Consider the following 22,796-nt stretch of genomic DNA (forward strand, 5'->3'; position numbering starts at 1 on the left):
CGGTCAGCTCGCCGCGGCGAGGACAGCGCGTCGGTCCAGGGCAGGTCGGCGCTGTACACATCTTCAACGACGACGGCCGAGGGCACAGGGGGCACGCCGTCGCGGTGATCGAGCATGGCGGGATGACGCACCTCGCCGCCCCGCGCCTCCGGTCCCGCCCCAACCCGCGCCGCCTCCTCGTCGGCCGCTACGCCGCCGCCACGGTGCCCGAGGCCACGGCGCTGTTCTGGGTCCTCAAGGTGCTGACCACCGGGATGGGCGAGACGGCGTCGGACTTCCTCGCGACCGCGTTCGACCCGGTGATCGTGGTCGGAGCGACCGGGCTCGCGTTCCTCGCGGCCCTCGCGCTGCAGTTCGCGGTCCGCCGTTACATCCCGTGGGTGTACTGGCTGGCGGTGCTGATGGTGAGTGTCTTCGGCACGATGGCCGCCGACGTGCTGCACGTCATCGCCGGCGTCCCGTATGTCGTCTCCACGCTCGTGTTCGCGCTGGCTCTCGCGATGGTCTTCGTCGTGTGGTGGCGGGTGGAGCGGACGCTGTCGATCCACTCGATCACGACGCCGCGCCGTGCCCTGTTCTACTGGCTCGCCGTCTCGGGGACGTTCGCGCTCGGCACGGCCGCAGGCGACCTGACCGCGTCGACGCTCGGGTTCGGCTACCTGCCCTCCGCCGTCCTGTTCGCGGTGATCATCGCGGTGCCGGCGCTCGCGCACCGGTTCGCGGGGATGAACGCGGTCCTCGCGTTCTGGTTCGCCTACGTCGTCACCCGGCCGCTCGGTGCATCGGTGTGCGACTGGCTCGCGGACCCCGCGAACCGCAGCGGACTGGGCCTGGGAACGGGTCCGGTCACGCTCGCGGCCCTCGCAGTGTTCCTACTGCTGGTCGCCGTGATCGCGTTCGGTCGCCGACCGCGCGGAGCCGTCTCAGCGCCGACCCTCTGAGGTCCGTGTTCAGGCCTCCCGGCGGGCGCGGTTCCTCTGCCGCCAGTAGGTGAGCGCGATCCCGGCGAGGCTGATGACGACGATGCCGACGAGGACGATGTCGATGTACTTCCCGACGAAGTCCGCGACTCCGGGGATCTGCCCGAGGAAGAAGCCGAGCAGGATGACGCCGGTGGACCAGACGGCCGCGCCGAGGGCGTTGAAGCCGACGAAGTGGGCGTAGTGCATCTTCCCGACGCCGGCCGCGACGGGGGCGAAGGTGCGGACGACCGGGACGAAGCGGGCGATGGTGACGGCCCAGCCGCCGAAGCGGTCGAAGAACGACTGGGTGCGGGCGACGCTCGAGCGGCTGAACAGACCGCTGTCCTTGCGCTCGAAGATCCGTGGGCCGGTCTCGCGGCCGATGACGAACCCGAGCTGATCGCCGAGGAACGCGGACGCCGCGACCATCAGGATCACCAGCGGGACCGGGAGGGAGATCACGCCGGTGGCGACGAAGACGCCCGTGAAGAAGAGCAGGGTGTCACCGGGGAGGAAGAACCCGATCAGCAGGCCCGTCTCGACGAACGCGATCAGGCAGACGAGGGCGATCGCCCACGGGCCGGCGCCGTCGAGCAGTGATTGAGGGTCGATCATCGGTTCTCCTTGCGAGAGGTCGGGTGGGGCTGCGTCGCGGGGATGCGGACTTCGACACCGAGGCCGTGAGGGACGAGGTTGCGGATCGTGAGCTCGCCGCCGGCGGCCCGGCTGAGTCCGGCGACGATGGCGAGGCCCAGGCCGGCACCGCCGTCGCGGGAGCGGGCGGCGTCCGGGCGGGTGAAGCGGTCGGTCGCGACGGCGAGGAACGCCTCCGGAACGCCGGGGCCGTCGTCGTCCACGGAGAGGACGATCTCCTCGGCGCGCTCGACGAGGGTCGCGGTGACGCTGCCGCCGTCGGGCGTCGCGGTGACGGCGTTGGAGAGCAGGTTGTCCAGGATCCGGCCGAAGTCGGTCGGGGAGACCGGGTAGCGGGCGGCGTGAGCCGACGCGGGGGCGACGAAGTCGATCTCGAGGTCCCGGTCGCGGGCGAGCATCCTGACGCGGTCGACGCTGCCGGTGACCTCCTCGCGAAGAGCCGACGACGAGGCGTCGCCGGTGACGGTGCCGGCGTCGATCCTCGACAGGATCAGCAGCCCGTCGGTCAGGGACTGGAGTCGGTCGATCGAGCGGCGCGCGTCGACGACGTCGGCGTAGAGCGCCGCCGGGTCGTCGCGGACCCGCTCGGCGAGCTCGAGGCGGGTGCGCAGGGCGGCGAGTGGGGTGCGCAGCTCGTGGCTCGCGTCGGCGACGAGCCGCCGCTCCCGATCCGCCGACTCCCGCAGGTCCGCGATCAGCGCGTTCAGCGTCGCGGCGAGGTCGGAGAGCTCGTCGCGGGCGGGCCCGACGGGGAGGAGTTCGGTGGAGCGGCCGTGGCGCAGGCGGTCGGCGATGGCGCGCATCCGGCCGACGGGTCGCAGCGCGAGGCCGACCAGGAGCCAGGAGGTGCCGGCGAAGGCGACGAACAGGATCGCGACGGCGATCAGGAGGGTGGTGCTGACGCCGCCGACGACGGCCTCGGCGGTGTCGCGGCTCTCCTCGATCAGCGCCTGTGACGCTCCCGAGCGGACGAGCTCGATCGTGGAGGCGTCGAGGATGCGGTCGAGCTGCTCGCGCACGACGATCGCGACGATCCCGAAGAACAGCATCGCGACGAGCAGGCTCGACACCGTGATCCGCACCCGGATCGACAGGGTCCGCCACTTCACGGCTTCACCCCGAGCCGGTAGCCCGCACCCCGACGGGTGAGGATCTCGACCGACGCGCCGCCGGCGACGAGCTTTCGGCGCAGGTAGCTGACGTACTGCTCCGCGATGTTGTGGTCCACGAACTCCGCCGACCCCCACACCTCGAGCAGGATCTCCTCCCGCGGCACGAAGTCCCCGGTGCGCGCCGCGAGCGCGCGGAGGACGCCGAACTCCTTCGGACTCAACGGAAGGACGGCGCCGTCGACCGTCGCGGAGTGGGCGTACGGGTCCATGCGCAGGTTCCCGATCACGACCGGCGCGCGATTCGTGAGGTGCTCACGGCGGATCATCGCTCGGAGGCGAGCGGAGAGCTCCTCGAAGTGGAACGGCTTGGCCAGATAGTCGTCGGCGCCCGCGTCGAGGCCGAACACGCGGTCCTGCAGGGCGTCGCGGGCGGTGAGCATGATCACCGGGAGAGTGGCACCGGCGGCGCGCAGGTGCCGGCAGATCTCGAAGCCGCTCATGCCGGGGAGCATCACGTCGAGGACCGCCGCGGCGTAGTCCGCCCCGCGCGCCGCGTTCAGCGCGTCGACCCCGTTCGAGAACAGGGCGACGTCGTAGCCGTCGCCGGTGAGACCACGCTCGATGAGCTCGCCCATCTCGACGTCGTCTTCGACGACCATCACCACGTCACGCATCCAGGCCTCCTACGGTCATGCTCGCACCGGTGGCGCGGCGCAACCGGCCCGGTCCGCGGAGATATGCGGCTTCTCAGCGGTACGCGCTGCATACGGAGGCAGGACACGTGCAGCCCGACAGGGCCTCGATGGTGTCGGCCGGCGGTCGCTGATCCGGAATCAGCAACGACGATGCCGCGCGCAGAGTCTGACCATGACACGACACTCATCAACGGGGCCGCCAAAGGCCTCGGCTGCGAGACCGCCCGCCGCCCGATCGCCGAAGGACACGACGTCCGGATCGGCGCCCGCGTACAGTTCCACGGGCAGACCGCCACCGACCTCACCGGCGACCCGGCCGCGCAGGCCGTGACCGAGGGAACGGATGCCATCGTCGAGCCGGCCACGGCAGGAGCGGAGAGGCGCCACCGGCACCTTCATCGACCGGTCGGGCGTCGCGCCCTTCCAGGCCTAGGCTGCGGCGGTCGGGTAGTGGTTCGCGTTGAGCACTGCGCCCGGGCGCGCCCCGTTCGGGTAGTTGATCGAATGGTTCTGCAGGTATTCCTCGAGGCCCAGCGGGCCGAACTCCCGCCCGTGTCCACTGATGCCCCGACCACCGAGCGGCGCCCGCAGAGAGATGCCCGAGCGGTTGTGGCAGTTCACGAACGTGTACCCGGCGCGCAGCCGACGTGCCACGGCGTGAGCGTGGTCGACGTCGCGGGACCACACCGACGATGCGAGAGCATGCTCGACGCCGTTCGCCCTCGCGATCGCCTCCTCCTCGGTGTCGTAGGCGAGGATCGGCAGGGTGGGTCCGAACTGCTCCTCACGGACGAGCTCGTGATCGTCGGTCAGTCCGGTCACGATCGTCGGCCGCAGCCAGTAGCCGCCTTCGGGAAGTCCGGGGGCGACGACACCGATCTCGTGCACGACGCCGCCGGATGCCGAAGCGTCAGCAACGAGGGCGGTGATGCGGGCGTGCTGCTCGGCCGACACGACGGGACCCATCGTGGTCTCGGCATCCTGCGGGTCGCCGATCCGCAGGACACGGGCGGCGGCCGCGATCACCTCGCGGACAAATTCGTCGTGGCGGGTACGCGGCACGTACACCCGCTTGATGGCCATGCAGACCTGACCGCTGGTGAGGAACGCGCCGAAGACGATGCGCTCGTACAGATCGTGGCCGAAGTCGGCGTCCTCCAGCACGACAGCCGCGTCGTTCCCGCCCAGCTCCATCACGGTGGGGCGGATGTTGGCCGCTGCTGCCGCACCGATGACGCGCGCCGTGGCGGGGCCGCCTGTGAAGGAGACCATGTCGACTCGCGGGTCGGTGACGAGTGCCTCGCCCGCAGCCGGGCCTCCGTTGATGACGTTGAGAACCCCCGCGGGCAACTGGGCGGCGACGGCCGAGACGAAGCTGGTGACGGCGAGTGGAGCCAGCGGTGACGGCTTGAGCACCATCGTGTTCCCGGTCAGCAGCGCGGGCACGAACTTGAGGGCGGCGAGGATGACCGGAGCATTCCACGGGGTGATCGCAGCGATGACTCCGTAGGGCTCTTTGACGCGCAGCAGGAGCCCCTCGGCGTCCTCGACGACGATGTCCGCGCAGGCCTCCTCGACCTGGGTCGCGCAGTAGGCGGCGAACGCGGCTGCGAAGCGGTACTCCCCGTCGGCCTCGCCTGCCGGCTTTCCCAACTCCGCGGCGATCAAGGCGCCGTCGTGCGGACCGATCGCCCGGGCTGCCGCGATCGCCTCCTGCACGCGCCGCGCTCGTTCCGCCGGCGTCACGGCGGCCCAGGCCCCTCCGGCGGCCGTCGCGGCGCTGATCGCCCGGCGGGCGTGCTCCGCCGAGGCATCCGCCACTTCGCCCACCACGGTGACCCCGTCGATGGGACTGATACGGGCGATCGCGGCACCGGCATCACCCGGGACCAGGGCTCCGTCGATGAAGGAATCAAGGTGCAGCATGCATGGTCCTTCCGGAGGGCGTGCTCGAATCGTACGCAATCGGATGTTTCCATCGCGTGAAGAGTCGGTGCTGAGCCGATATTGCATGCAATATGTTCAAATGACCCCCGTACACGACCTCCCCTCCCCTCGCGTCGCGATCGTCACGGGCGGCGCCCGCGGACTGGGACGCGTGATGGCCCTCGCCCTCCGCGCCGCCGGCTATGCCGTCACCATCACTGCGTCGGCTCCCTCCGAGCACCTCGACTCGACCGTGCGCGATGCCGCCGCCCTGCCCGGCGGCGACGAGATGCTGCTCCCCCTCATCGCGGATGCCGCGGACCCCGCGTCGGCCGAGGACGTCGTCGCCCGCACCCTCGACACGTTCGGCGGGCTGCACGCCATCGTCAACAACGCGGGCCGCGGCATGCGCGTGATCAGCGAGACGTTCAACACCGAGCCTGTTCACTTCTGGGACGTACCCGCCGAGGCGTGGGCGGGCATCGTCGCCACCAACGTCCACGGTCCGTTCCTGCTCGCGAAGGCGTCGATGCCGCACTTCCTCGCGCAGGGCACCGGTCGCATCGTCAACGTGTCGACGAGCGCGATCACGATGACTCGCCGCGGCTACGCCCCCTACGGCCCCACGAAGGCAGCACTCGAGGCGATGTCGCGATCGTGGGCGGAGGACCTCGCGGGGAGCGGCATCACGGTGAACGTGCTGCTTCCCGGCGGAGCAGCCGACACCGATCTGCTGCCCGCCGGCCCGAACAAGCGCGGAGCCGACGGGCAGCTGCTCGACCCGGCGATCATGGGTCCGCCCGCAGTCTGGCTGTGCTCCGCCGAGTCGTCAGGAACGACGGGGGAGCGGTTCGTCGCGAAGGCCTGGGACGCGTCGATGCCCGCAGAAGTGGCCGCCGCCGGCGCGCGCAGCGCTCACGTCGTCGCGCCCTAGTGCGCGGAGCGGTCCGTCGGCGGAGTCAGCGCGGTCAGGTGGTCGAGAGTCTCGCTCTCGCTCACGACGTCCGCGTACTTCGCGTCGAGATCGAACAGAGCGGCGTCGTGCGGTTCGGGCCGTCGGTCGCCCACGGCCTCGCGTACGACGAGCGGGATGAACCCGTGCTGCATGGCGTCGACCGCGGTCGCCCGCACGCAGCCCGAGGTGCTCAACCCGACGAGGATCACGCTGTCGCGTCCCAGCACGGTGAGATCGGTGGCGAGCGAGGTGCCGAAGAACGAGCTCGCGTACTTCTTCGACAGGATGCTCTCGCCCGGCTGCGGGGCGAGTGGCGCGGCGATCGCTCCCAGCGGTGAGCCGGTGGCGAGGGTCGCGAGACCCTTCACCTTGCGCGCGAAGATGCCGCCCCCGGCGACGCCCTCGTCCTGCTCGACGACGGTGTAGATGATCGGGATGCCGGCGGCGCGCGCCGCGTGCAGCACGCGGGTCGACGAGGCCAGCGCGTCTTCGACGCCGGCGTAGAGCGGCGACTCCGGCTTGAGGTACGCATCGACGAAATCGATCACGATGAGGGCGGGGCGCTCGCCGAAGCCGAGACGCTGGTTGAAGCCGTTCGCGAGGTAGTCGTCGGTAGCTGTGTCGGTCATGCGGTCCTGCCTTTCATCGGAGCGGTCCGGATCCCGGCGGCGCCGGGGCGGAAGTGGTGGGCGACCAGCGCGGCGAGCGCGGCCACGGCGGCGACGATCGCGGCCGCGGTCCAGCCGACCGTGGTGCCGGCGTGGTCGAACAGGAAGCCGAAGACGAGCGGGCCGGCGGCGCTGCCGACGTAGGCGCCGGATTGCACGATCCCGGTCGCACGGGCGCTGTGTGGATGACTGGAATGCGAGACGACGTAGTGCAGCAGGCCGTTCCAGCCCCAGCCGAGTCCGAAAGCGAGGATGCAGCCGATGGCGAAGGACCAGGGCAGGCCGACGGCCATCCCGCCGAGCCCGACGGCGCCGCTGCCGAGCATCAGCGACACGGTCGCCATCGTGCCGCCGAACCCGCGATCGGCGGCGAGACCCGCGACGGGCCGGGCGATGACGCCCGCCACGCTTCCGAGGCTGAGGATCAGGCCGGCGGCGGCGGCGGAATACCCGACCGAGGTCGCCGTCGACACGGTGAAGGCACCGATGACGTTGGCCTGCGCCGAACCGAGCGCGCTCGCCAGGGACGCGAGCAGGAGGAACCGCATCAGCTCCGGTGGCAGGCGGTTCGCGCGCTTCCCGCGCATCCTCGGCAGGGGCGGTACCGAGGGCACCGACAGGGCGACGACGACGATCACGATGCACGCCACGATCCCGGCGATGGCGAAGGTCCAGCGCCAGCCGACCGTGAGGGCGAGGGTGGGTACCGCCAGCCCGGCGCAGAGGGTGGCCAGGGGGATGGCGGCCTGCTTCAGCCCGAAGGCGAAGGCGCGGTTCCGGTCGGAGACCCGGCTCGCGATGAGGGCGTTCGACGGCGGATGCCCGATGGCGTTCCCCGCGCCGGCGACGACGAGCCAGACCACGAGCCACGGCCACTCCGGCGCCCAGGCGGCCGTGCCGAGGAGGGCGACGCCTCCCAGCGATGCCGCAGTGATCATGCCGAGGCGTGAGCCGATCCGGGCGGAGAGTCGACCGGCGCTCGACGAGAACACCGCCGCGGACGCCCAGTACACGGCGACGACGATGCCGAGCAGGGCCGGGCCGAGCCCGGTGTCCTCGGCGAGCTGCACGGAGAGGCCTCCGACGAGGAAGACGGGGAGCACGGTGACGACCGTGGTGCCGACGCCGGCCGCCGTGGCGACGCGGCCCGGACGACGGGTGAGGAGACGAGGGCGCCGTCCGCGCGCACGCCGGTCCGAGGGCCCGTCGCCGGGCCCGGTGTAGCGGAACATGTCAGGAGTCCTCGGGGGACGGTGTCTCCGGTCCCTGCATGACGGCGTTCCGAGCGGCGAGGATGTGCGAGCGCATGCAGACCTCCGCCCAGACGGCGTCTCCCGTCCGCAGGGCGGTCAGGATGTCGCGATGGTGGTGATTGCTGCGGCGCCGGAAGGTGTTGCCGTAGTTGCGGAAGTTCCGGATCATCATCGGCACCTGGCTGACCGAGGCGACGAGCGTGACGAGCTGGCGGCTGCCGGATGCTGCCACGATCTGACGGTGGAACTCGAGGTTCAACCGGCCCAGCTCGGTGATCTCGTCGATGTCGGACGAATCGACGTAGGCATCCATGGCCTCGATGAGATCGGCGAGGGACGAGAGGTCGTCGGCGGACATGCGGGGAGCGGCCAGGCCCGCAGCTCGGCTCTCGAGGGCCGCACGCACGAAGTAGGTCTCCATCATCTGCTCGGGGGTGTACCCGATGACGCTGGCGCCCCGATTGGGGATGTACTCGACCAGCCCCGTCTCCGCGAGGCGACGCAACGCCTCGCGGATCGGGGTTCGGCTCACCCCGAGCTCCTCGGCCAACGGCTGCGCCCGCAGGATCGCGCGGGGAGGGAGCTCGCCACTCATGATGCGCGAGCGCAGCAGGGCGTAGGCGGCATCCCCTCCCGTCGTCGATTCGGGGGCGGCATCGGCGGCCGGAAGCTCGTAGTAGGTCACCGGGGCACGCTCGCCAGCATCGACGAGGTCAGCAGGAATCGACGCCGGGCCTCCTCGTCCTCGCCGAGTGCCTGCCACGTGGCGCGCTGAGCGGCTCGTCGCTCCTCGTCCTGATCGCGGAGCGCGTTCCAATTGCCCTCGGTCTCCTCACCGACGTAGGTGAGCGCGACGTTGCGGCGGGCATCGGCCCACGCATCCAGATCGGCGTCGGTCGCGTCGCCGCGGTCGTGAGCGAGCAGGACATCGGCCAGGAGCAATCCATCGTGGATTCCACTGTTCATTCCCATGCCCCCGAGCGGGTTGTTCACGTGGGCTGCGTCTCCGACGAAGAACAGCGAGCCGATCCGGAAGGTGCCGGCCACCTTGCGGTGCACCTCGTAGAGGGTAACGTGCGCCACCGGGTAGTCCGCGAGGTCGGGCACCACGCGCTCGAGCTGACGGCGCACGAACGCCGGATCGAGCAGGTCCGCGTCGGGAACCCCGGGCGAGGTCGGGAAGAGCACGCGCCATCCGCTCGGATTGTGCAGCAGCACGTGCCAGTCGACGGGGTCCGCGACGTAGTTGACGACGGCGAGCTCCTCGAGGAGCTCCTCGAGCGGCAGCGACGTCGTGATGACGAGGTAGCGCTCGGGGTAGGTGTGGCCGACGAAGGGCACGTCGTAGGTCTCGCGGACGATGCTGCGGGATCCGTCCGCCGCGATGAGGTACCGCGACGAGACGGTGCGACGGACGCCGCTCTCGTCGAGGTCGACCTCGTAGCCCCCGTCGATCTCGCGCACGGCCGTCACCTCACTGCCGAGGGTCGCGGTCACATTCGGCTCCGCTTCGAGGGCGGTGAGCGCGGCCGCGGTCAGCTTGCTCTGCTCGACCTGCACGCGGTACGGGAACTTCGTGTCGCCGTCGAGCACCGAGTAGTCGAGGTCCACGATCTTGCCCTGCTTGGCGTCACGGAACTGGTACGAGCGGGCGATGATGCCCTGGTCGATCAGCGTCTGCGTCAGGCCGAGCGGCTCGAGCATCTCCAGCGTCGGCGGGTGGAAGGTGGATGCTCGATGCTCGAGGGTCGCGGCTACCCGCTTCTCGAGGAGGGCGACGGTGAAGCCGCCCATCGCGAGTTTCAGCGCGGTGGTCGACCCGACGGGTCCGCCACCGACGACGATCACGTCGTAGTCGGTCGATTCAGCCATGGTGATGTCCTAGTTCTCTCGGAGGTATCAGAAGTCGCGGAGGAGGCTTCCGTAGCCACCCCAGGTGTCGGTGATCCCGACACCACGCAGGGTGTGCCAGGCCGTCGCCGCGTTGATCGAGATGACGGGCTTGCCCATCCAGTGCTCCGCCTCGTCGGCGAGCCGGAGCATCGACAGGTTGGTGCCCACCTGCACGATCGCCTCCGTCTCGGGGGTGTCGATCTCCCGGAGGGTGCGGATGATCTCGTCGGGCTTCACCTCGGCGATCGCGGTCGCCGACGGGCAGCGCAGGCCGGTGATCTTCACGACGTCGAAGCCGGCCTCCTCGAAGTAGCGCCGCACGTTGCGGTCGGCGACGGGCTGGTAGGGCGAGAAGACCGAGATCTTCTTGACTCCCATCACCTCGAGCGCCGCGCGGGTGGCGGACGCCCCGGTCGAGACCTTGAGGCCGTCGGCCATGGCGGACACGCGCTCGATGAACGCGGCGTTCCCCTCGACCCCGCCCCAGAAGGTCTCGGCCGACATGCCCATCATGATCGCGTCGGGCTTCGCCGTCATCACGTCACGCATGGCCGTCGAGATGGTGGCGCGGATCTGCAGCAGTAGTGCTTCGGCCGCCTCGTCGCTGTCCAGCGCAGGGTTCTCGATGTACATCCGACCCGTGTGGAAGGTGACTCCGTGCGGGCGCAGCACCGACACGTCGTGTTCCACGACGGTGTTGGTGGAAGGGACGATGACGGCGACTTTGGATCGGTATCCGGTGACGTCGGGCATGTTCTCGCTTTCGGTGGGAGAGAGTCGGCGTCAGCCGCGGTGCAGAGGGGTGACGGGGGTGGGGAGGGCAGCCGTGCCGACGACATCGACGCCGGTCAGGTCGAGCAGCCATTCGCGCAGCAGTCCGGCGACCTCGTACTCGTCACCGCCGCTGAAGTCGTGGTCGGCGTTCTCGACGGCGGCCCAGGCCCTGGCTTCCGGGAACGAGGGGTAGAGCTCCCGCCAGAGCGCGTCGCGGTCCTCGGCCGTGCCCCAGACCATCAGCACCGGTGAGTCGTCGGCCTGCACCGCGGCGAGCCAGGTGCCGTCGACCTCGCCGACGCGCTGCGTCCAGGCATCCGCGCTGATCGCCCAGTAGTTGCTGGGCACGAGCATGAGGTCGTGCGGCCGCCCCGCGGCCATGAGGGCTTTCGCCTCCGCGTCCTTCTCGGCGAAGCCCACGCCGCCCGGGTACCACCAGGCGACGCGGGTCTTGTTGTCGGTGAGCGGCGAGAGGAGGAAGCGGCCCTCGACGTCGTGGTAGCGCGCGGCGTAGTCGCCGACGTACCACCCGCCCGAGGAGTGACCGGCGAGGATGACGGTGCCGATGCCCGCCGCCCTGAGGTGGCGCACCGCAGCAGCGAGGTCGTAGTGGCCGTCGCGCAGCGACTCGTACATGCCGCCTCCCGCCGGCACGTCGTCGCGGCGCGTGTCGGTCGCGAGGTCGTGGCAGCGCATGTTGATGCTGAGATGGACGGCGCCGGGCAGCAGCGCCGGCAGATACCGGGGGGAGCCGGTCGTCATGTTGGCGCCCTTGCCGTGGATGTGCACGATACCCACCCGGTCGGCGGGGGCGACGGTTTCGAGCTCCGGCGCCACGTACTGCAGCGCGTCGATGGTCCAGCCGTCCTCGGTCGTCAGGGTGACGAGAGTGGCGGCGATGTCGGGGGCGATCATGCGGTCTCCTTCGAGGGGGTCGTGAGGGCGGGCATGCCGGTGCCGGCGGCCGGATGGCCGCTGGCACCGTCGTACAGGTGACAGGCGACGCGGCGCTCGCCGACCGCGGTGTCGGCCGGCCGTTCCGTTCGGCAGACCTCCTGCGCGAAGGCGCACCGGGCGGCGAACGGGCAGCCCGAGTGTCCGGTCGCCGGACCGGCGAGGGGAGTGGGCTTCGTGACGACGGCCCGAGCGCGGCGTCGTTCGCGCTGCTCGACCGGATCGGTCACGGGGGCTGCCGCGAGGAGGGCCGCGGTGTAGGGGTGCAGCGGGCGCTCGTGGACTTCCTCGGCCGGACCCTGCTCCATCACCCGGCCGCGGTAGAGCACGACGGTGCGGTCGGCGATGTACCGCACGACGTCGAGGTCGTGCGCGATGAAGATGTAGGCCAGACCCCGTTCGGCTGCCAGCCGGGCGAGCAGGTTGAGGATCTGAGCCTGCGTCGAGAGGTCGAGGGCGCTGACGGCCTCGTCGCAGATGATGAGCTTCGGGTCCATCATCAGGGCCCGGGCGATCCCGATGCGCTGGCGCTGGCCGCCCGAGAACTGGCTCGGGTACCGATCGGCCGCCTCGCGCGGCAGACCGACCTGCTCGAGCATGTCGCGTGCCTTCTCGTCGGCGGCAGCCGTGAAGACGCGGCGCGAGGCCTGCAACGGCTCGATCAGGGTCTGACCGACCGTCAGGTACGGGTTCAACGAGCTGTAGGGGTCTTGGAAGACGACCTGCAGGCGGGAGGCCAGGTCGAGGCGGGCGCGGTACTTCGAGTGGCGGGTGAGGTCGCTGCCCTGGAATTCGACGGCTCCGGCCGAGGGCGTCTCCAACCCCAGGACGCATCGCCCGATCGTGGACTTGCCGGATCCGGACTCGCCGACGATGCCGACGATCTCGCCCTCGCCGACGACGAGATCGACGCCGTCCACCGCGTGCACGGTCTTCTTGCGGTCGTGGGGATTCGTGAAGCGCATCGCCAGACCCTCGATGCGCAGCAGGGGCTCGGTCATGCGGTGCTCCTCGATTCGAGGTCGTGGCGATCGGTGGCGATCCCGGCGAGCATCGTGCTCGAGCGGATGCAGCGGGTCATGGCGTCGCCTTCGGGGTGCAGCGCCACCGGAGCTTCGCGGCACTCGTCCGTCGCCCAGGCGCACCGCGCGGCGAACCGGCATCCGGTCGGCCAGGCGCGGGGCGGCGGTACCGCGCCGGGGATGGTGAGCATGGGCACCCCGCGGCGGGCGTGCGACGGCATCGACGAGAGCAGGCCGACCGTGTAGGGGTGCGTCGGGCGGGCGAGCAGCTCGCCGACCCCCGCCTTCTCGATGACCTGGCCGGCGTACATGACGACGCCGCGGTCGCACGCATCGGCCACGACCCCGAGGTCGTGGGTGACGATGACGACGGCCATGCCCAGGTCCTCGCGGAGGCTCCGCAGCAGGTCGAGGATCTCGGCCTGCACGGTCACGTCGAGCGCCGTCGTCGGTTCGTCGGCCACGAGCACGTCCGGTTCTCCGGTCAGTGCCATCGCGATGGCTGCACGCTGCGCCATCCCTCCGGAGACTTGGAACGTGTGACTGGCCGCCGCCTGCGCCGGGTCGGGGATCCCGACCAGCCCGAGCAGCTCGAGGGCGCGCTCCTGCACGGCCCTGCCGCGACGCCCGGTGTGGTGGCGGATCGACTCGCGCAGCTGGGCGCCGATCGTGAACGACGGGTCCAGCGCCACCATCGGCTCCTGCGAGACCAGGGCGATCCGCGATCCGCGGATCTTCTGCAACTCACGGGCGCTCATGCCGACGATGTCCACGCCGCCGATCAGCACCGACCCGCCACTGATCCGGCCGCCGGGTGCGACCAGCCCGAGCAGTGCTTTCGCGGTCACGCTCTTGCCGCAGCCGGACTCTCCGACGATGCCGAGGGATTCACCGCGCTGCACGTCGAAGGAGACACCCTGGACGACCGAGAAGTCGCCGTTCGCATCGGTGAACGAGACGGTCAGGTCCCGCACGCTGATGGCGGCCGATCGGTCGTCGGCCACGGTCGGGTCGGTGGCGACGGGTTGTGCGGCGGCCGGGCGGCGCGTCGATCTCCACGACCGGATGCTCGTCGGCGCAGCTCCCGGGCGGTCCTCGGCGAGTGCGTCGCCGAGGGTGTTGAAGGCCAGGATCGAGAGGATCAGGATCGCTCCCGGCGGCACGAGCAGCCACGGGTGCGTGTAGATCATCTCGGAGGCGTTCGCGATGAGCCCACCCCAGCTGGGCGCGGGGGGCGGCGTGCCGAGACCGAGGAAGCCGAGGCCGGCCTGGATCATCAGCGTGATCCCCATGGTGAGGGAGATCTGCACGAGCAGCGGGCCGCGGATGTTCGGCAGGATGTGGCGGTGGAGGATGCGTCCGGACGCGAGACCGGCGACGTTCGCGGCATCCACGTACAGCTCGCGGCGCACCTGCAGCGTCGTGGCCCGGGCGAGGCGGATGAAGCCGTCCGAGACGGCGACACCGAGGGTGACCATGGCGGGCAGATTGTCGTTGCCGAACACGCCGATCACGGCCATCAGCAGGATGATCAGCGGCAGCGCCTGGAACACGTCGGCGATCCGGGAGATGACGATGTCGGCCACCCCTCGGTAGTAGCCCGCGATCATGCCGAGGGGGAGCCCGATCGCGGTGGCGATGAGGGTGGCGAGGGCGGCGCCGCCGAGCGTCTGCGCGCCGCCGTGGATGATGCGCGAGTAGACGTCGCGGCCGAAGTCGTCGGTGCCGAGCCAGTGCACGGCGCTCGGCAGCTGTCGCGCCGCCGTGAGGTCCTGCGCGAGGGGATCGATGGGGGCGACGACACTCGCGAAGACGATGGCGAGGGCGAGCGCCACGATGAACCCGAGCGACACCAGAGCGACCGGTTTCTTGATCAGACGTCGCCCGATGCTGTCCGGGCGGCGGATGCGAGCGGCGCGAGGCGCGCGGGCGGTGCTCATACGATTCTCGCCTTCGGGTTGATGACGCCGTAGAGAACGTCGATGAGCAGATTCAGCACGAGGATCAGGACCGACGAGCAGACGACGATCCCGAGGATGAGCGGCACGTCTCCCACGTTCACGGCGGTGAGGGCGAGCTGGCCGACGCCGGGGAGTGAGAACACCTGCTCGATGAGCACGGCGCCGCCGAACAGGCTGACGAACTGGAGACCGACGACGGTGAGCACGGGGATGCTCGCGTTGCGGAGCGCGTGGATCCACACCACGCGCCACTCGGGCAGCCCCGTCGCCCGGAGGGTGGAGATGTAGTCGCGGCGCAGCACGTCGAGCATCGCGACGCGGGCCTGGCGGGTGATCGAGGCGCTGGACCCGAGGACGATGGCGATCATCGGAAGGGTCAGGTGCACGGCCCAGTCGCTCGGGTCGTCGGTGAACGGTGTCCAGCCGCTCGCGGGCAGCAGCCGGAGGGTGACGGCGAACACGAGCACCAGCAGCACGGCGAGCCAGAAGTTGGGGAGGGCGAGGAGCGTGCCCGCGGCTCCCCGGATGAGACCGTCCACCCAGCCTCCGCGCGTCGCGGCGATCGTGCCGAAGACGATGCCGATGATCACGCAGAGGACGGTGCCGCCCATCGCCAGGGTCAGGGTGATGGGAAGGCGTTCGGCGACCTGGTCGAGCACCGGCCGGCTGTTGACGAGGCTGGTGCCGAGATCGCCCCGCACGAAGTCCGCCCAGAACTCGACGTAGCGCTCGACAGCGGGTCGGTCGAGGCCGAGATCGGCGCGGAGTGCGGCGCGCTGATCGGCCGTCGCATCCGGTCCGAGGATCGTCTGGGTCACATCGTTCGGCATCAGTGCCACGAGGAAGAAGGCCAGTGAGGTCACGACGAACACCATCAGGACGGCGATGCCGATGCGGCGCAGGATGTACGCGGTCACGGGGTCTCCTCTCGGAAGCAGCGGGTGGGGGAGGGGCGAGGGTGTTCGGGGGATCGGTCCGGGAGGCGTGCAGCGTCCCGGACCGATCCGTGTCCTCACTCGGCGGGCACGAGAGTCTGCGGCAGCGCGACCGTGAAGCCTGCGGGGAGCTCGACGCCGGCGAGCTTCTCGTCGTTGTAGATGGTGTGCGTCTGGTAGAAGGCGATCGGCGAGAACCAGGCGTTCTCGACCACCCAGGTCGACACGGCCTGCCACTTGGCGACCGCGGCCTCGGTGTCGAGTTCGGACGAGGCGTCCGCCATCAGGGCGTCCAGCTCGGGGTCGGTGACACCGAAGGGGTTCAGCTGCGAGTTCTCCCGCAGCAGGTTGGCCGTGGTGACGTACGCGTCGGTACCGCCGTTCTGCTGACCCTGGGCCGCCGCGAACTCGCGGTTCGCCATGGCGTCGAAGTAGTCGTTGGTGCGGTCGACGAGGGTCGCGTTGATTCCGATCTCCTGCAGGTACGGCAGCGTCGCCTCGAGTCGCGCGTTGTCACCGAAGGTGGCGCGGGACAGGATCGGCAGGTCGAAGCCATCCGGATATCCGGCTTCGGCCAGGAGGTCCTTCGCGAGCTCGGGGTCGTACTCGTAGTACTCGTCGAGCTCCTCGAGGTAGGCGGCGGTGTCGCTGCCGAAGACCTGGTCGGTGGGGCGCTGGTAGTCGCTCCAGAGCGCGGTGCCGAGGGCTTCGCGGTCCATCGCGTGGTTGATCGCCTGGCGCACCCGCACATCGCCCAGGGCGGGGACGACCTCTCCCTCGCGGTCCATCAGGAACAGGCCGCCGATGTTGGTCTCGGCGCCGATGCCCGCGAACCCCTGCTGCTCGGCCGTCTCGCGCTGGGTCCACTGCGCGGAGGCGATGTCGACGTCTCCGGCGAGAAGCGCGTTCAGGCCGGCGGTCAGATCGGTGATGACCGTGATGGTGAGGTCGTCGATGGCGACGTCGAGCGGCCCGCTGTACTCGGGGTTCTTGACGTAGTCGTAGGCGCTGCCGTCGACGTAGCTGTCGAGCACCCAGGGCCCGGATCCGTAGGTGTCGGTGAGCATGACGGTCGGATCGTCGATCGCTTCCTGGCTGACCATCATTCCGACGCTCAGCGAGAACGCCTGGGGCAGAGAGAGGTCGGGGGTGTTCAGGGCGAGCTCCACGGTGTCCTCGTCGACGACGGTGACCGTGTCGATCGAGTTCATGCGGGCCTGATAGGTGCCCGGAGTGACCCGGTACCGCTCGATGTTCGCGGCGACCAGGGCGGCGTCGAGAGCGGTGCCGTCCTCGAACACGACGTCGGTGCGCAGGTCCATCGTGAGCGCCGTCTCCGAGGTGTACTCCCACGCGGTGGCGATCCCCGGCGACAGCGAGCCGTCGACCTCGGGGGTGGTCAGCGTCTCGTAGGCGGCGGCGACGTAGTTGTAGGCAGGGCCGTTCTGCGTCGCGGCGGGGTCGAAGGACGGGGTGCCCGTGAGGGTCGCCATGGTGACCTCGAACGGGGCGTCGGGGTCGCTGCTCGCGCCGGACCCACCGGCGCTGCACGCGGTGAGGAACAGGGCCGAGGCGCCGACGGCGGCGGCACCGATGAGGATGCGGGACTTCTGAGAACGCATGGGCGTCCCTTCCGAGATCAGGGGCTGACGTGAGGAAAGTGGGGCGGGGGCGTGTGTGATGCAGAGCCGCTTCAAGGGCGTGACAGGACGCTATCGGCGTTCTGCATGCAATTTGCGCCGATAGCCGGATATTTCATCCCTTCGTAACACCGATTGCACGCAATGTAACCCGACGGAAACGCTGCGAGCCCAAGCTCGCAACATGGGCTGCCACTCGGCACGCCGAAGGGAGGAACCTCGTGGTTCACGCAACCGCCGCAGTCGTCGTCGCCCACGGGGCGCCGTTCACGTTCGATTCCATCGAGGTACCCGAGCCTCGGGCCGACGAGGTGCGCGTGCGCATCCACGCCGTCGGCATCTGCCACACCGACCTCGCGGTCGCGGGTGGGCACCGCGATGTGCCGGTACCCGTCGTGCTCGGCCACGAAGGCGCCGGCGTCGTGGAGAGCGTCGGGTCCGCCGTCACGCGCGTAGCGGTCGGGCAGCGCGTAGCCCTGTCCTTCGCCTCCTGCGGGCGCTGCAGCGCGTGTGAGACGGGCCGTCCCGCGCTGTGCGCGTCGCTCCTCGCGCTCAACTTCGGCGGCCGGCGTGCGGACGGCTCCACCACCCTGCGCGCGGGCGACGGCTCCGTGCTGCACGGATCCTTCTTCGGCCAGTCGTCCTTCGCCACTCTCGCCCTCGTCGCCGAGAGGTCTGTCGTCCCGATTCCCGACGACATGCCCTTCGAACTGGCGGCCCCGCTGGGCTGTGGCATCCAGACCGGAGCCGGCGCGGTCTGGCGCAGCCTCGACGTCTCGCCGGGAGACACCGTGATCGTCAGCGGAGCAGGTGCGGTCGGGCTCGCCGCCGTCATCGCCGCCCGCATCAGGGGGGCGGCGAACATCGTCGCCGTCGACGGGATGCCCTCGCGATTGCAGGCAGCGCTCGCCGTCGGCGCGACCCACGTGGTGAACGGCGCCACAGAGGACCTTCGCGAGGTCATCCGCGTCATCGCCCCCGACGGAGCGGATGCTGCTGTCGATACGACCGCCGCCCCGCCCGTGATCGAGCGCACCCTCGAAGCGCTGCGGAGGGGTGGCACCCTTGCGCTCGTCGCGAGCGGCCGGGGCGCCGACGCGGTGCGGCTCGGTCTCCTCGTCGGCAAGCGCGTCATCGGCGTGCTCGAGGGTGACTCGGTGCCGTCGCAGGCGATCCCGCAGCTCGCTGCGCTGTACCGCTCGGGAGCCTTCCCCCTCGAGGCTCTCGTCCGCACGTACCCCTTCGCCGACATCGACCGCGCCGTCGCCGAGATGAAGAGCGGCGAGGCGATCAAGCCGGTGCTGCTGATGCCCTGCAGCTGCTAGCGGCTCAGCCGACCGCGATCCACCGCTCGATCGCGGCGCGGTACAGCCGCTCGGCGCCGATGATCGCCGAGACAGCAACCGACTCGTGCGACGCGTGCACGGTGCTCGGATCGCCCGGGCCCCGGACCGGCATCATCACCCCGGGCCCGATGGCGCCGGCGCGGTTCAGCGCACGGTGGTGGCTGCCGTGTCGGCGTTGGTGCGGATCGACGGATCAGGAGTCCTGACCGAGAACGTCGTCGCGAGCGCGGTGCCCTTCCCGGTGGCGGTCGCCTTGACCGTGACCTTCTCGGTGACGCTCCGGCCGTTCATGAGGCTCGAGCGCTGGAAGACGACGATGTTCCCGACTCGGGTGTACGTGCCGGTGGCGGACACGAACTGCGTGTTCGGCGGGAGGACGACCTTCGAGTAGACGCTGCTCGAGGTGGACGGTCCGGCGTTCTTCGTGGTGAGGGTGTAGACGTAGGTCTTCCCCTTGACCGCGGACGTCGGCCCGGCGAGGTCGACGCGCAGATCGGCTCGCGCGGTCACCTTCTGCGGGGACACGGTCAGCGTGCTGGTCGCCGTCGCGCTGCCGGCGGAGTTGGTCGCCTGGAGGGCGAACACGAAGGTGCCCGCCGTGGTGGGCGTGCCGGAGAGGCGGCCGGTCGACTCGAGGGCGAGTCCGGGCGGAAGCATCCCGGACGTCAGCGACACCGCCGGGGTGGGGGAGCCGGTGACCGTGTACGTGTAGTCGTACGCCGAGCCGACCATGCCGGCCGCGACCGTTCCCGAGATGCTCGGTGCGAGTGCCGCCGGCGTGATCGTGATGGAGTCGGCGAGCCGCGCGGACCCCGCGCTGCTCGAGACCTCGACGGTGAACGAGGACGTCCCCGCGGCCGTCGGGGTGCCGGTGAGGCGACCGCTCGGGCTGAGGGACAGGCCGGGCGGGAGGCTGCCGGACAGCACGGTGGCGGTCGGCGCCGGCGTGCCGGTGATCGTGTAGCCGACGTCGTAGGCGGTTCCGACCGTGCCGTCGGGTGCGTCTCCCGAGAGCGTCGGTGCCACTGCGGTCGCGGCGACGCGGATCGTGTGCTCGGCGCCGCGGGTGCTGCCGAAGCTCGTCCTCGCCGCGACCGTGAAGGCGGAGTCGCCCGGCTCGGTCGCCGCGCCCGACAGCTCGCCCGACTGATCGAGGGTCAGGCCGGGCGGGAGGCTGCCGGAGGCGAGGGAGAAGGTGGCGGAGGCGGAGTCCGCCGCGAACGTGTACGAGTAGGGGGACCCGACCTCCGTGGTCGTCGGGGGAGCGTCCGCCGTGAGGGCCGGTCGGGGGCCGAGCGCCATGCTGTGGTAGCCGCCGGCGACGACCGCGGTGGGGCGGGCGCCGACGACGCCGATCGGCTGATCGAGCTGCCCGTCCTCGTTGCTGCCCCAGCCGACGATGCTTTCGTCCTTCCGGAGGGCGAGGCTGTGTCGCGCGCCGCCGGACACCGCGACGACGTCCGTCAGGTTCGCCGGGACGTCGGTCTGCCCGTACTCGTCCGACCCCCACGCGACGACGGTCCCGTCGCTCTTCACGGCGAGACTGTGGTACCAGCCGGCCGAGATGCCGACCACGCCGCTGAGGCCGGCCGGGATTTCCGTGACCTGCGGTCCGGTGCCCCAGGCGACCACCGTGCCGTCGTCCTTCAGCGCGAGGCTGTGATCGAAGCCGGTCGCGATGGCCGTGACGCCGGTGAGGCCCGCCGGGACGGCGTTGCTCGTCGTCGCATCCCGCCCCCAGCCCACGACGGTGCCGCCCTTCTGCAGCGCGAGGCTGAACTGCTCGCCGCCGGAGACGGCGACGACGGCGGTCAGGCCCGCGGGAGGGACGATCTCTCCCGATCCCTGGCCGCCCCACGTGACGACGGTGCCGTCGTTCTGCACGGCGAGGCTGTGGATCCAGCCCGCGCCGACCGCGATGACCGGCTTCAGGTCGCCGGGGACAGCGGTCTGGCCCGACCCGTCGTTCCCCCAGGAGACGACCGTGCCGTCGTCCCGCAGGCCGACGCTGTGGAAGCCGCCTCCCGAGACGGCGACGAGGCCGCCCACATCGGCGGGGACGTTCTTCTGGCCGTAGTAGTTCCAGCCCCAGATCGCGATCCCGCCCGCGGGCGCCGTCGGCGGTGTCTCCGCGGCGACGGCGGGTCCGATGCCGGTGAGGAGCAGTGCGACCGTCGTGGTGACGGCGGTCAGCACGGCGGCGAGTCGTCGCGGAGCGCGGGACGGTGGGATGTCGGCGGTGGTCGGGAGGGGAGCGGTGCGCATGGGCGGCTTTCGTGTCGGGTCGGGCCGACCGTCGTCGGCCGCTCTCGAACCGTGACAGCTGCCCGATCCGGGCCGCAACGTCCTCTAGCGGTCATGTCCGGAAGAGGGCGCGGCCGCTCTCTCGCCCGTCATGAGCGTCGAGGTGGTGCGGGAACGGAGGGCGCCGACGGCGACGAGCGCTGCGGCGCCGAGCGCGAGGGTCAGGGCGGCGACGGTGACGGCGTCCTGGAAGCGGAGGAGCTCGGGAGCCGTCCAGCCGGTGCGGGTGATCGCTCCCGCGACGAGGGCGGTGAGGATCGTGCCCGCGGCCGTGAGGCCGACCGCGGTCGCGAGCTCGCTCGCGGTGTCCACGAGCGCGGCTCCCGTCGAGGTCCGCTCCGCCGGGAGGCCGCGGAGCACGTTCGTGCCCGCCACCACTCCGACCACGCGCATCCCGGCGGCGACGAGCACGAGCGCGACCAGCACCCACGGGTAGCCGTACCGGCCGAGCAGGCCGAACACGGCGAGCCCGACCACGACGGCGGTCGCGCTCATCAGCGCCGCGCGATCGAGGCCCACGCGCTGGACGAAGGGGCCCACGAGCCGCCCGCCGGCGAGGAGGACGACGACCTGCGGGAGCAGGCCGACGGCGGCGAGAGCCGGGGGCCAGCCCCACGCGAGCTGGAGCTGCAGCGTGACCAGGTAGGACAGCCCCGAGACGGCGAGACCCGCGGCGGCCTTGTACGCGAGCCCGCTCGAGACCAGCGGCAGCGCCACCAGGCGCAGGTCCAGCATCGGATGCCGGGCGGTGCGCTGACGGATCACGAAGCCGATCGCCGCGAGGACGGCGGCCGCCGACACCGCCCACGGCACCCACGACTCGGGCAGGCCGGCCGCGAAGAGCGTCGGCGCGACGAGGGCGGCCGTGATCGTCGCCGTCCCGAGCAGTGCGCCGGCGACGTCGATCGGCACTCGGTGCAGGTCGGCCCGGACATCGGGCGCGATCCCGAGGCGGATGCCGACCAGCGCGAGCAGCGCGATCGGCGCGTTCGCGAGCAGGAGCACCTGCCACGGCGCGATCGCCAGCACGAGCCCTCCGGCGGTGGGGCCGACGGCGAGGCCGACGAGCCCGGCGGTCGAGACGACGGTGATCGCCCGGACCCGCAGATCATCGCTGTCGAACAGGCGGAAGGCGAGCGCCAGGGATCCGGGCGTGGTCATCGCCGCCGCGATCCCCATCACGACCCGGACGGCGACGAGCTGCTCCGTGGTCGTCACGGCCGCGGTGGCGAGGCTCGCGACGGCGAGCAGGGCCAGGCCCGCGAGCATCACCCGTCGGCGCCCGAACCGATCGGCGACCGCTCCGAACACCAGCATGAGACCGCCGAACGCGACGGAGTACGCGCCCGTGACCCACTGCAGCCCCGCGGTCGACGCGTGCAGGTCCCGGCCGAGGGTGGGCAGGGCGACGTTCAGGATCGAGTTGTCGAGCATCTCGAACAGGAACACGGCCGACAGGCCGGTGAGGGCGATCCACGCGTCGCGCAGGCGGCGGGGAGCCGTTCCTGCCGGGGCGGATCGGGGGGCGTCGAGCACCATGGGCGCACTCCTTCACGGGGAAGAAGTGGCGGATCACTCGATGCCGCGTGTGCGCGCACACCGCGGACGACCGCGGTCTGCTTTTTACCTCAGATGAGTAGACAGTACACCCGGACGGAGAGCACACCGATGACGTCACGTGACGGCCTGACGCGCTCTCCCGTGGTCACCGAGCGTGTCGGGGAATCAGGAGGTGGTCGGGA

Annotated in this window: 19 protein-coding genes; 3 read left to right on the top strand and 16 right to left on the bottom strand. The window is 70.9% G+C overall.

From position 1 onward, the window contains the following. Window positions 1-122 precede the first annotated feature (122 nt). A complete protein-coding gene (locus tag GSU72_RS09010) occupies window positions 123-941 on the top strand; it encodes a hypothetical protein (protein WP_159984710.1) in 819 nt (272 codons plus the stop codon). 9 nt (window positions 942-950) lie between these two features. Here GSU72_RS09010 and GSU72_RS09015 read toward each other — a convergent pair whose 3' ends face one another. The 4 genes from GSU72_RS09015 to GSU72_RS09030 all read right to left on the bottom strand — a co-directional run bounded on the left by GSU72_RS09015 (window position 951) and on the right by GSU72_RS09030 (window position 5,436). Continuing rightward, the gene (locus GSU72_RS09015; protein ID WP_159984711.1) at window positions 951-1,577 is read right to left on the bottom strand and encodes a VTT domain-containing protein; all 627 of its coding nucleotides are present in this window, start codon (window positions 1,575-1,577) and stop codon (window positions 951-953) included. Further along, the gene (locus GSU72_RS09020) at window positions 1,574-2,725 is read right to left on the bottom strand and encodes a HAMP domain-containing sensor histidine kinase (RefSeq protein WP_159984712.1); all 1,152 of its coding nucleotides are present in this window, start codon (window positions 2,723-2,725) and stop codon (window positions 1,574-1,576) included. The genes GSU72_RS09015 and GSU72_RS09020 overlap by 4 nt, the downstream gene beginning before the upstream one ends. Beyond that, the gene (locus tag GSU72_RS09025; protein WP_159984713.1) at window positions 2,722-3,402 is read right to left on the bottom strand and encodes a response regulator transcription factor; all 681 of its coding nucleotides are present in this window, start codon (window positions 3,400-3,402) and stop codon (window positions 2,722-2,724) included. The genes GSU72_RS09020 and GSU72_RS09025 overlap by 4 nt, the downstream gene beginning before the upstream one ends. 450 nt (window positions 3,403-3,852) lie before the next feature. Beyond that, window positions 3,853-5,436 (bottom strand): aldehyde dehydrogenase family protein, encoded by a 1,584-nt coding sequence (locus GSU72_RS09030; RefSeq protein ID WP_159984714.1) that lies wholly within the window; start codon window positions 5,434-5,436, stop codon window positions 3,853-3,855. A gap of 13 nt (window positions 5,437-5,449) precedes the next feature. Here GSU72_RS09030 and GSU72_RS09035 point away from each other — a divergent pair, with 13 nt between their 5' ends. Beyond that, a complete protein-coding gene (locus GSU72_RS09035; RefSeq protein WP_159984715.1) occupies window positions 5,450-6,283 on the top strand; it encodes an SDR family oxidoreductase in 834 nt (277 codons plus the stop codon). Here the strand turns inward: GSU72_RS09035 and GSU72_RS09040 are convergent. From GSU72_RS09040 to GSU72_RS09085, 10 genes are all read right to left on the bottom strand, one after another. Beyond that, complete coding sequence (locus GSU72_RS09040; protein WP_159984716.1) at window positions 6,280-6,933, bottom strand: isochorismatase family protein; 654 nt, start codon at window positions 6,931-6,933, stop codon at window positions 6,280-6,282. The genes GSU72_RS09035 and GSU72_RS09040 overlap by 4 nt on opposite strands. Beyond that, window positions 6,930-8,204 carry an MFS transporter gene (locus GSU72_RS09045; protein WP_159984717.1) on the bottom strand — a complete coding sequence of 425 codons (1,275 nt, stop codon included), beginning with the start codon at window positions 8,202-8,204 and terminating at the stop codon, window positions 6,930-6,932. The genes GSU72_RS09040 and GSU72_RS09045 overlap by 4 nt, the downstream gene beginning before the upstream one ends. Before the next feature lies 1 nt (window position 8,205). Beyond that, window positions 8,206-8,910, bottom strand: coding sequence for a GntR family transcriptional regulator (locus tag GSU72_RS09050; protein ID WP_159984718.1), 705 nt, complete (start codon window positions 8,908-8,910; stop codon window positions 8,206-8,208). Next, complete coding sequence (locus tag GSU72_RS09055; protein WP_159984719.1) at window positions 8,907-10,097, bottom strand: NAD(P)/FAD-dependent oxidoreductase; 1,191 nt, start codon at window positions 10,095-10,097, stop codon at window positions 8,907-8,909. The genes GSU72_RS09050 and GSU72_RS09055 overlap by 4 nt, the downstream gene beginning before the upstream one ends. A gap of 27 nt (window positions 10,098-10,124) precedes the next feature. Then, window positions 10,125-10,871 carry an arylmalonate decarboxylase gene (locus GSU72_RS09060; protein WP_159984720.1) on the bottom strand — a complete coding sequence of 249 codons (747 nt, stop codon included), beginning with the start codon at window positions 10,869-10,871 and terminating at the stop codon, window positions 10,125-10,127. A 30-nt stretch (window positions 10,872-10,901) separates the two neighbouring features. Continuing rightward, window positions 10,902-11,807: an alpha/beta hydrolase gene (locus GSU72_RS09065; RefSeq protein WP_159984721.1), complete on the bottom strand. Its 906-nt coding sequence runs from the start codon at window positions 11,805-11,807 to the stop codon at window positions 10,902-10,904. Further along, a complete protein-coding gene (locus tag GSU72_RS09070) occupies window positions 11,804-12,847 on the bottom strand; it encodes an ABC transporter ATP-binding protein (protein ID WP_159984722.1) in 1,044 nt (347 codons plus the stop codon). The genes GSU72_RS09065 and GSU72_RS09070 overlap by 4 nt, the downstream gene beginning before the upstream one ends. Continuing rightward, window positions 12,844-14,808, bottom strand: coding sequence for a dipeptide/oligopeptide/nickel ABC transporter permease/ATP-binding protein (locus tag GSU72_RS09075; protein ID WP_159984723.1), 1,965 nt, complete (start codon window positions 14,806-14,808; stop codon window positions 12,844-12,846). The genes GSU72_RS09070 and GSU72_RS09075 overlap by 4 nt, the downstream gene beginning before the upstream one ends. Beyond that, window positions 14,805-15,746 (bottom strand): ABC transporter permease, encoded by a 942-nt coding sequence (locus tag GSU72_RS09080; RefSeq protein ID WP_159984724.1) that lies wholly within the window; start codon window positions 15,744-15,746, stop codon window positions 14,805-14,807. The genes GSU72_RS09075 and GSU72_RS09080 overlap by 4 nt, the downstream gene beginning before the upstream one ends. Before the next feature lie 95 nt (window positions 15,747-15,841). Continuing rightward, window positions 15,842-17,386: an ABC transporter substrate-binding protein gene (locus GSU72_RS09085; protein WP_159984725.1), complete on the bottom strand. Its 1,545-nt coding sequence runs from the start codon at window positions 17,384-17,386 to the stop codon at window positions 15,842-15,844. 239 nt (window positions 17,387-17,625) lie between these two features. On the opposite strand from GSU72_RS09085, the gene GSU72_RS09090 reads away from it, so the two are divergent. Beyond that, window positions 17,626-18,729 carry an NAD(P)-dependent alcohol dehydrogenase gene (locus GSU72_RS09090; protein WP_159984726.1) on the top strand — a complete coding sequence of 368 codons (1,104 nt, stop codon included), beginning with the start codon at window positions 17,626-17,628 and terminating at the stop codon, window positions 18,727-18,729. A gap of 165 nt (window positions 18,730-18,894) precedes the next feature. On the opposite strand, the gene GSU72_RS09095 is transcribed toward GSU72_RS09090, so the two are convergent. Together GSU72_RS09095 and GSU72_RS09100 are read right to left on the bottom strand one after the other, a co-directional pair. Beyond that, on the bottom strand, window positions 18,895-21,015 hold the full coding sequence (locus tag GSU72_RS09095; RefSeq protein WP_159984727.1) for a putative Ig domain-containing protein: 2,121 nt from the start codon (window positions 21,013-21,015) through the stop codon (window positions 18,895-18,897). Window positions 21,016-21,099: 84 nt separating this feature from the next. Further along, window positions 21,100-22,593 (bottom strand): MFS transporter, encoded by a 1,494-nt coding sequence (locus tag GSU72_RS09100; protein ID WP_159984728.1) that lies wholly within the window; start codon window positions 22,591-22,593, stop codon window positions 21,100-21,102. Window positions 22,594-22,796: the final 203 nt, after the last annotated feature.

Source organism: Rathayibacter sp. VKM Ac-2760, assembly GCF_009834185.1.
Classification (GTDB): domain Bacteria; phylum Actinomycetota; class Actinomycetes; order Actinomycetales; family Microbacteriaceae; genus Rathayibacter.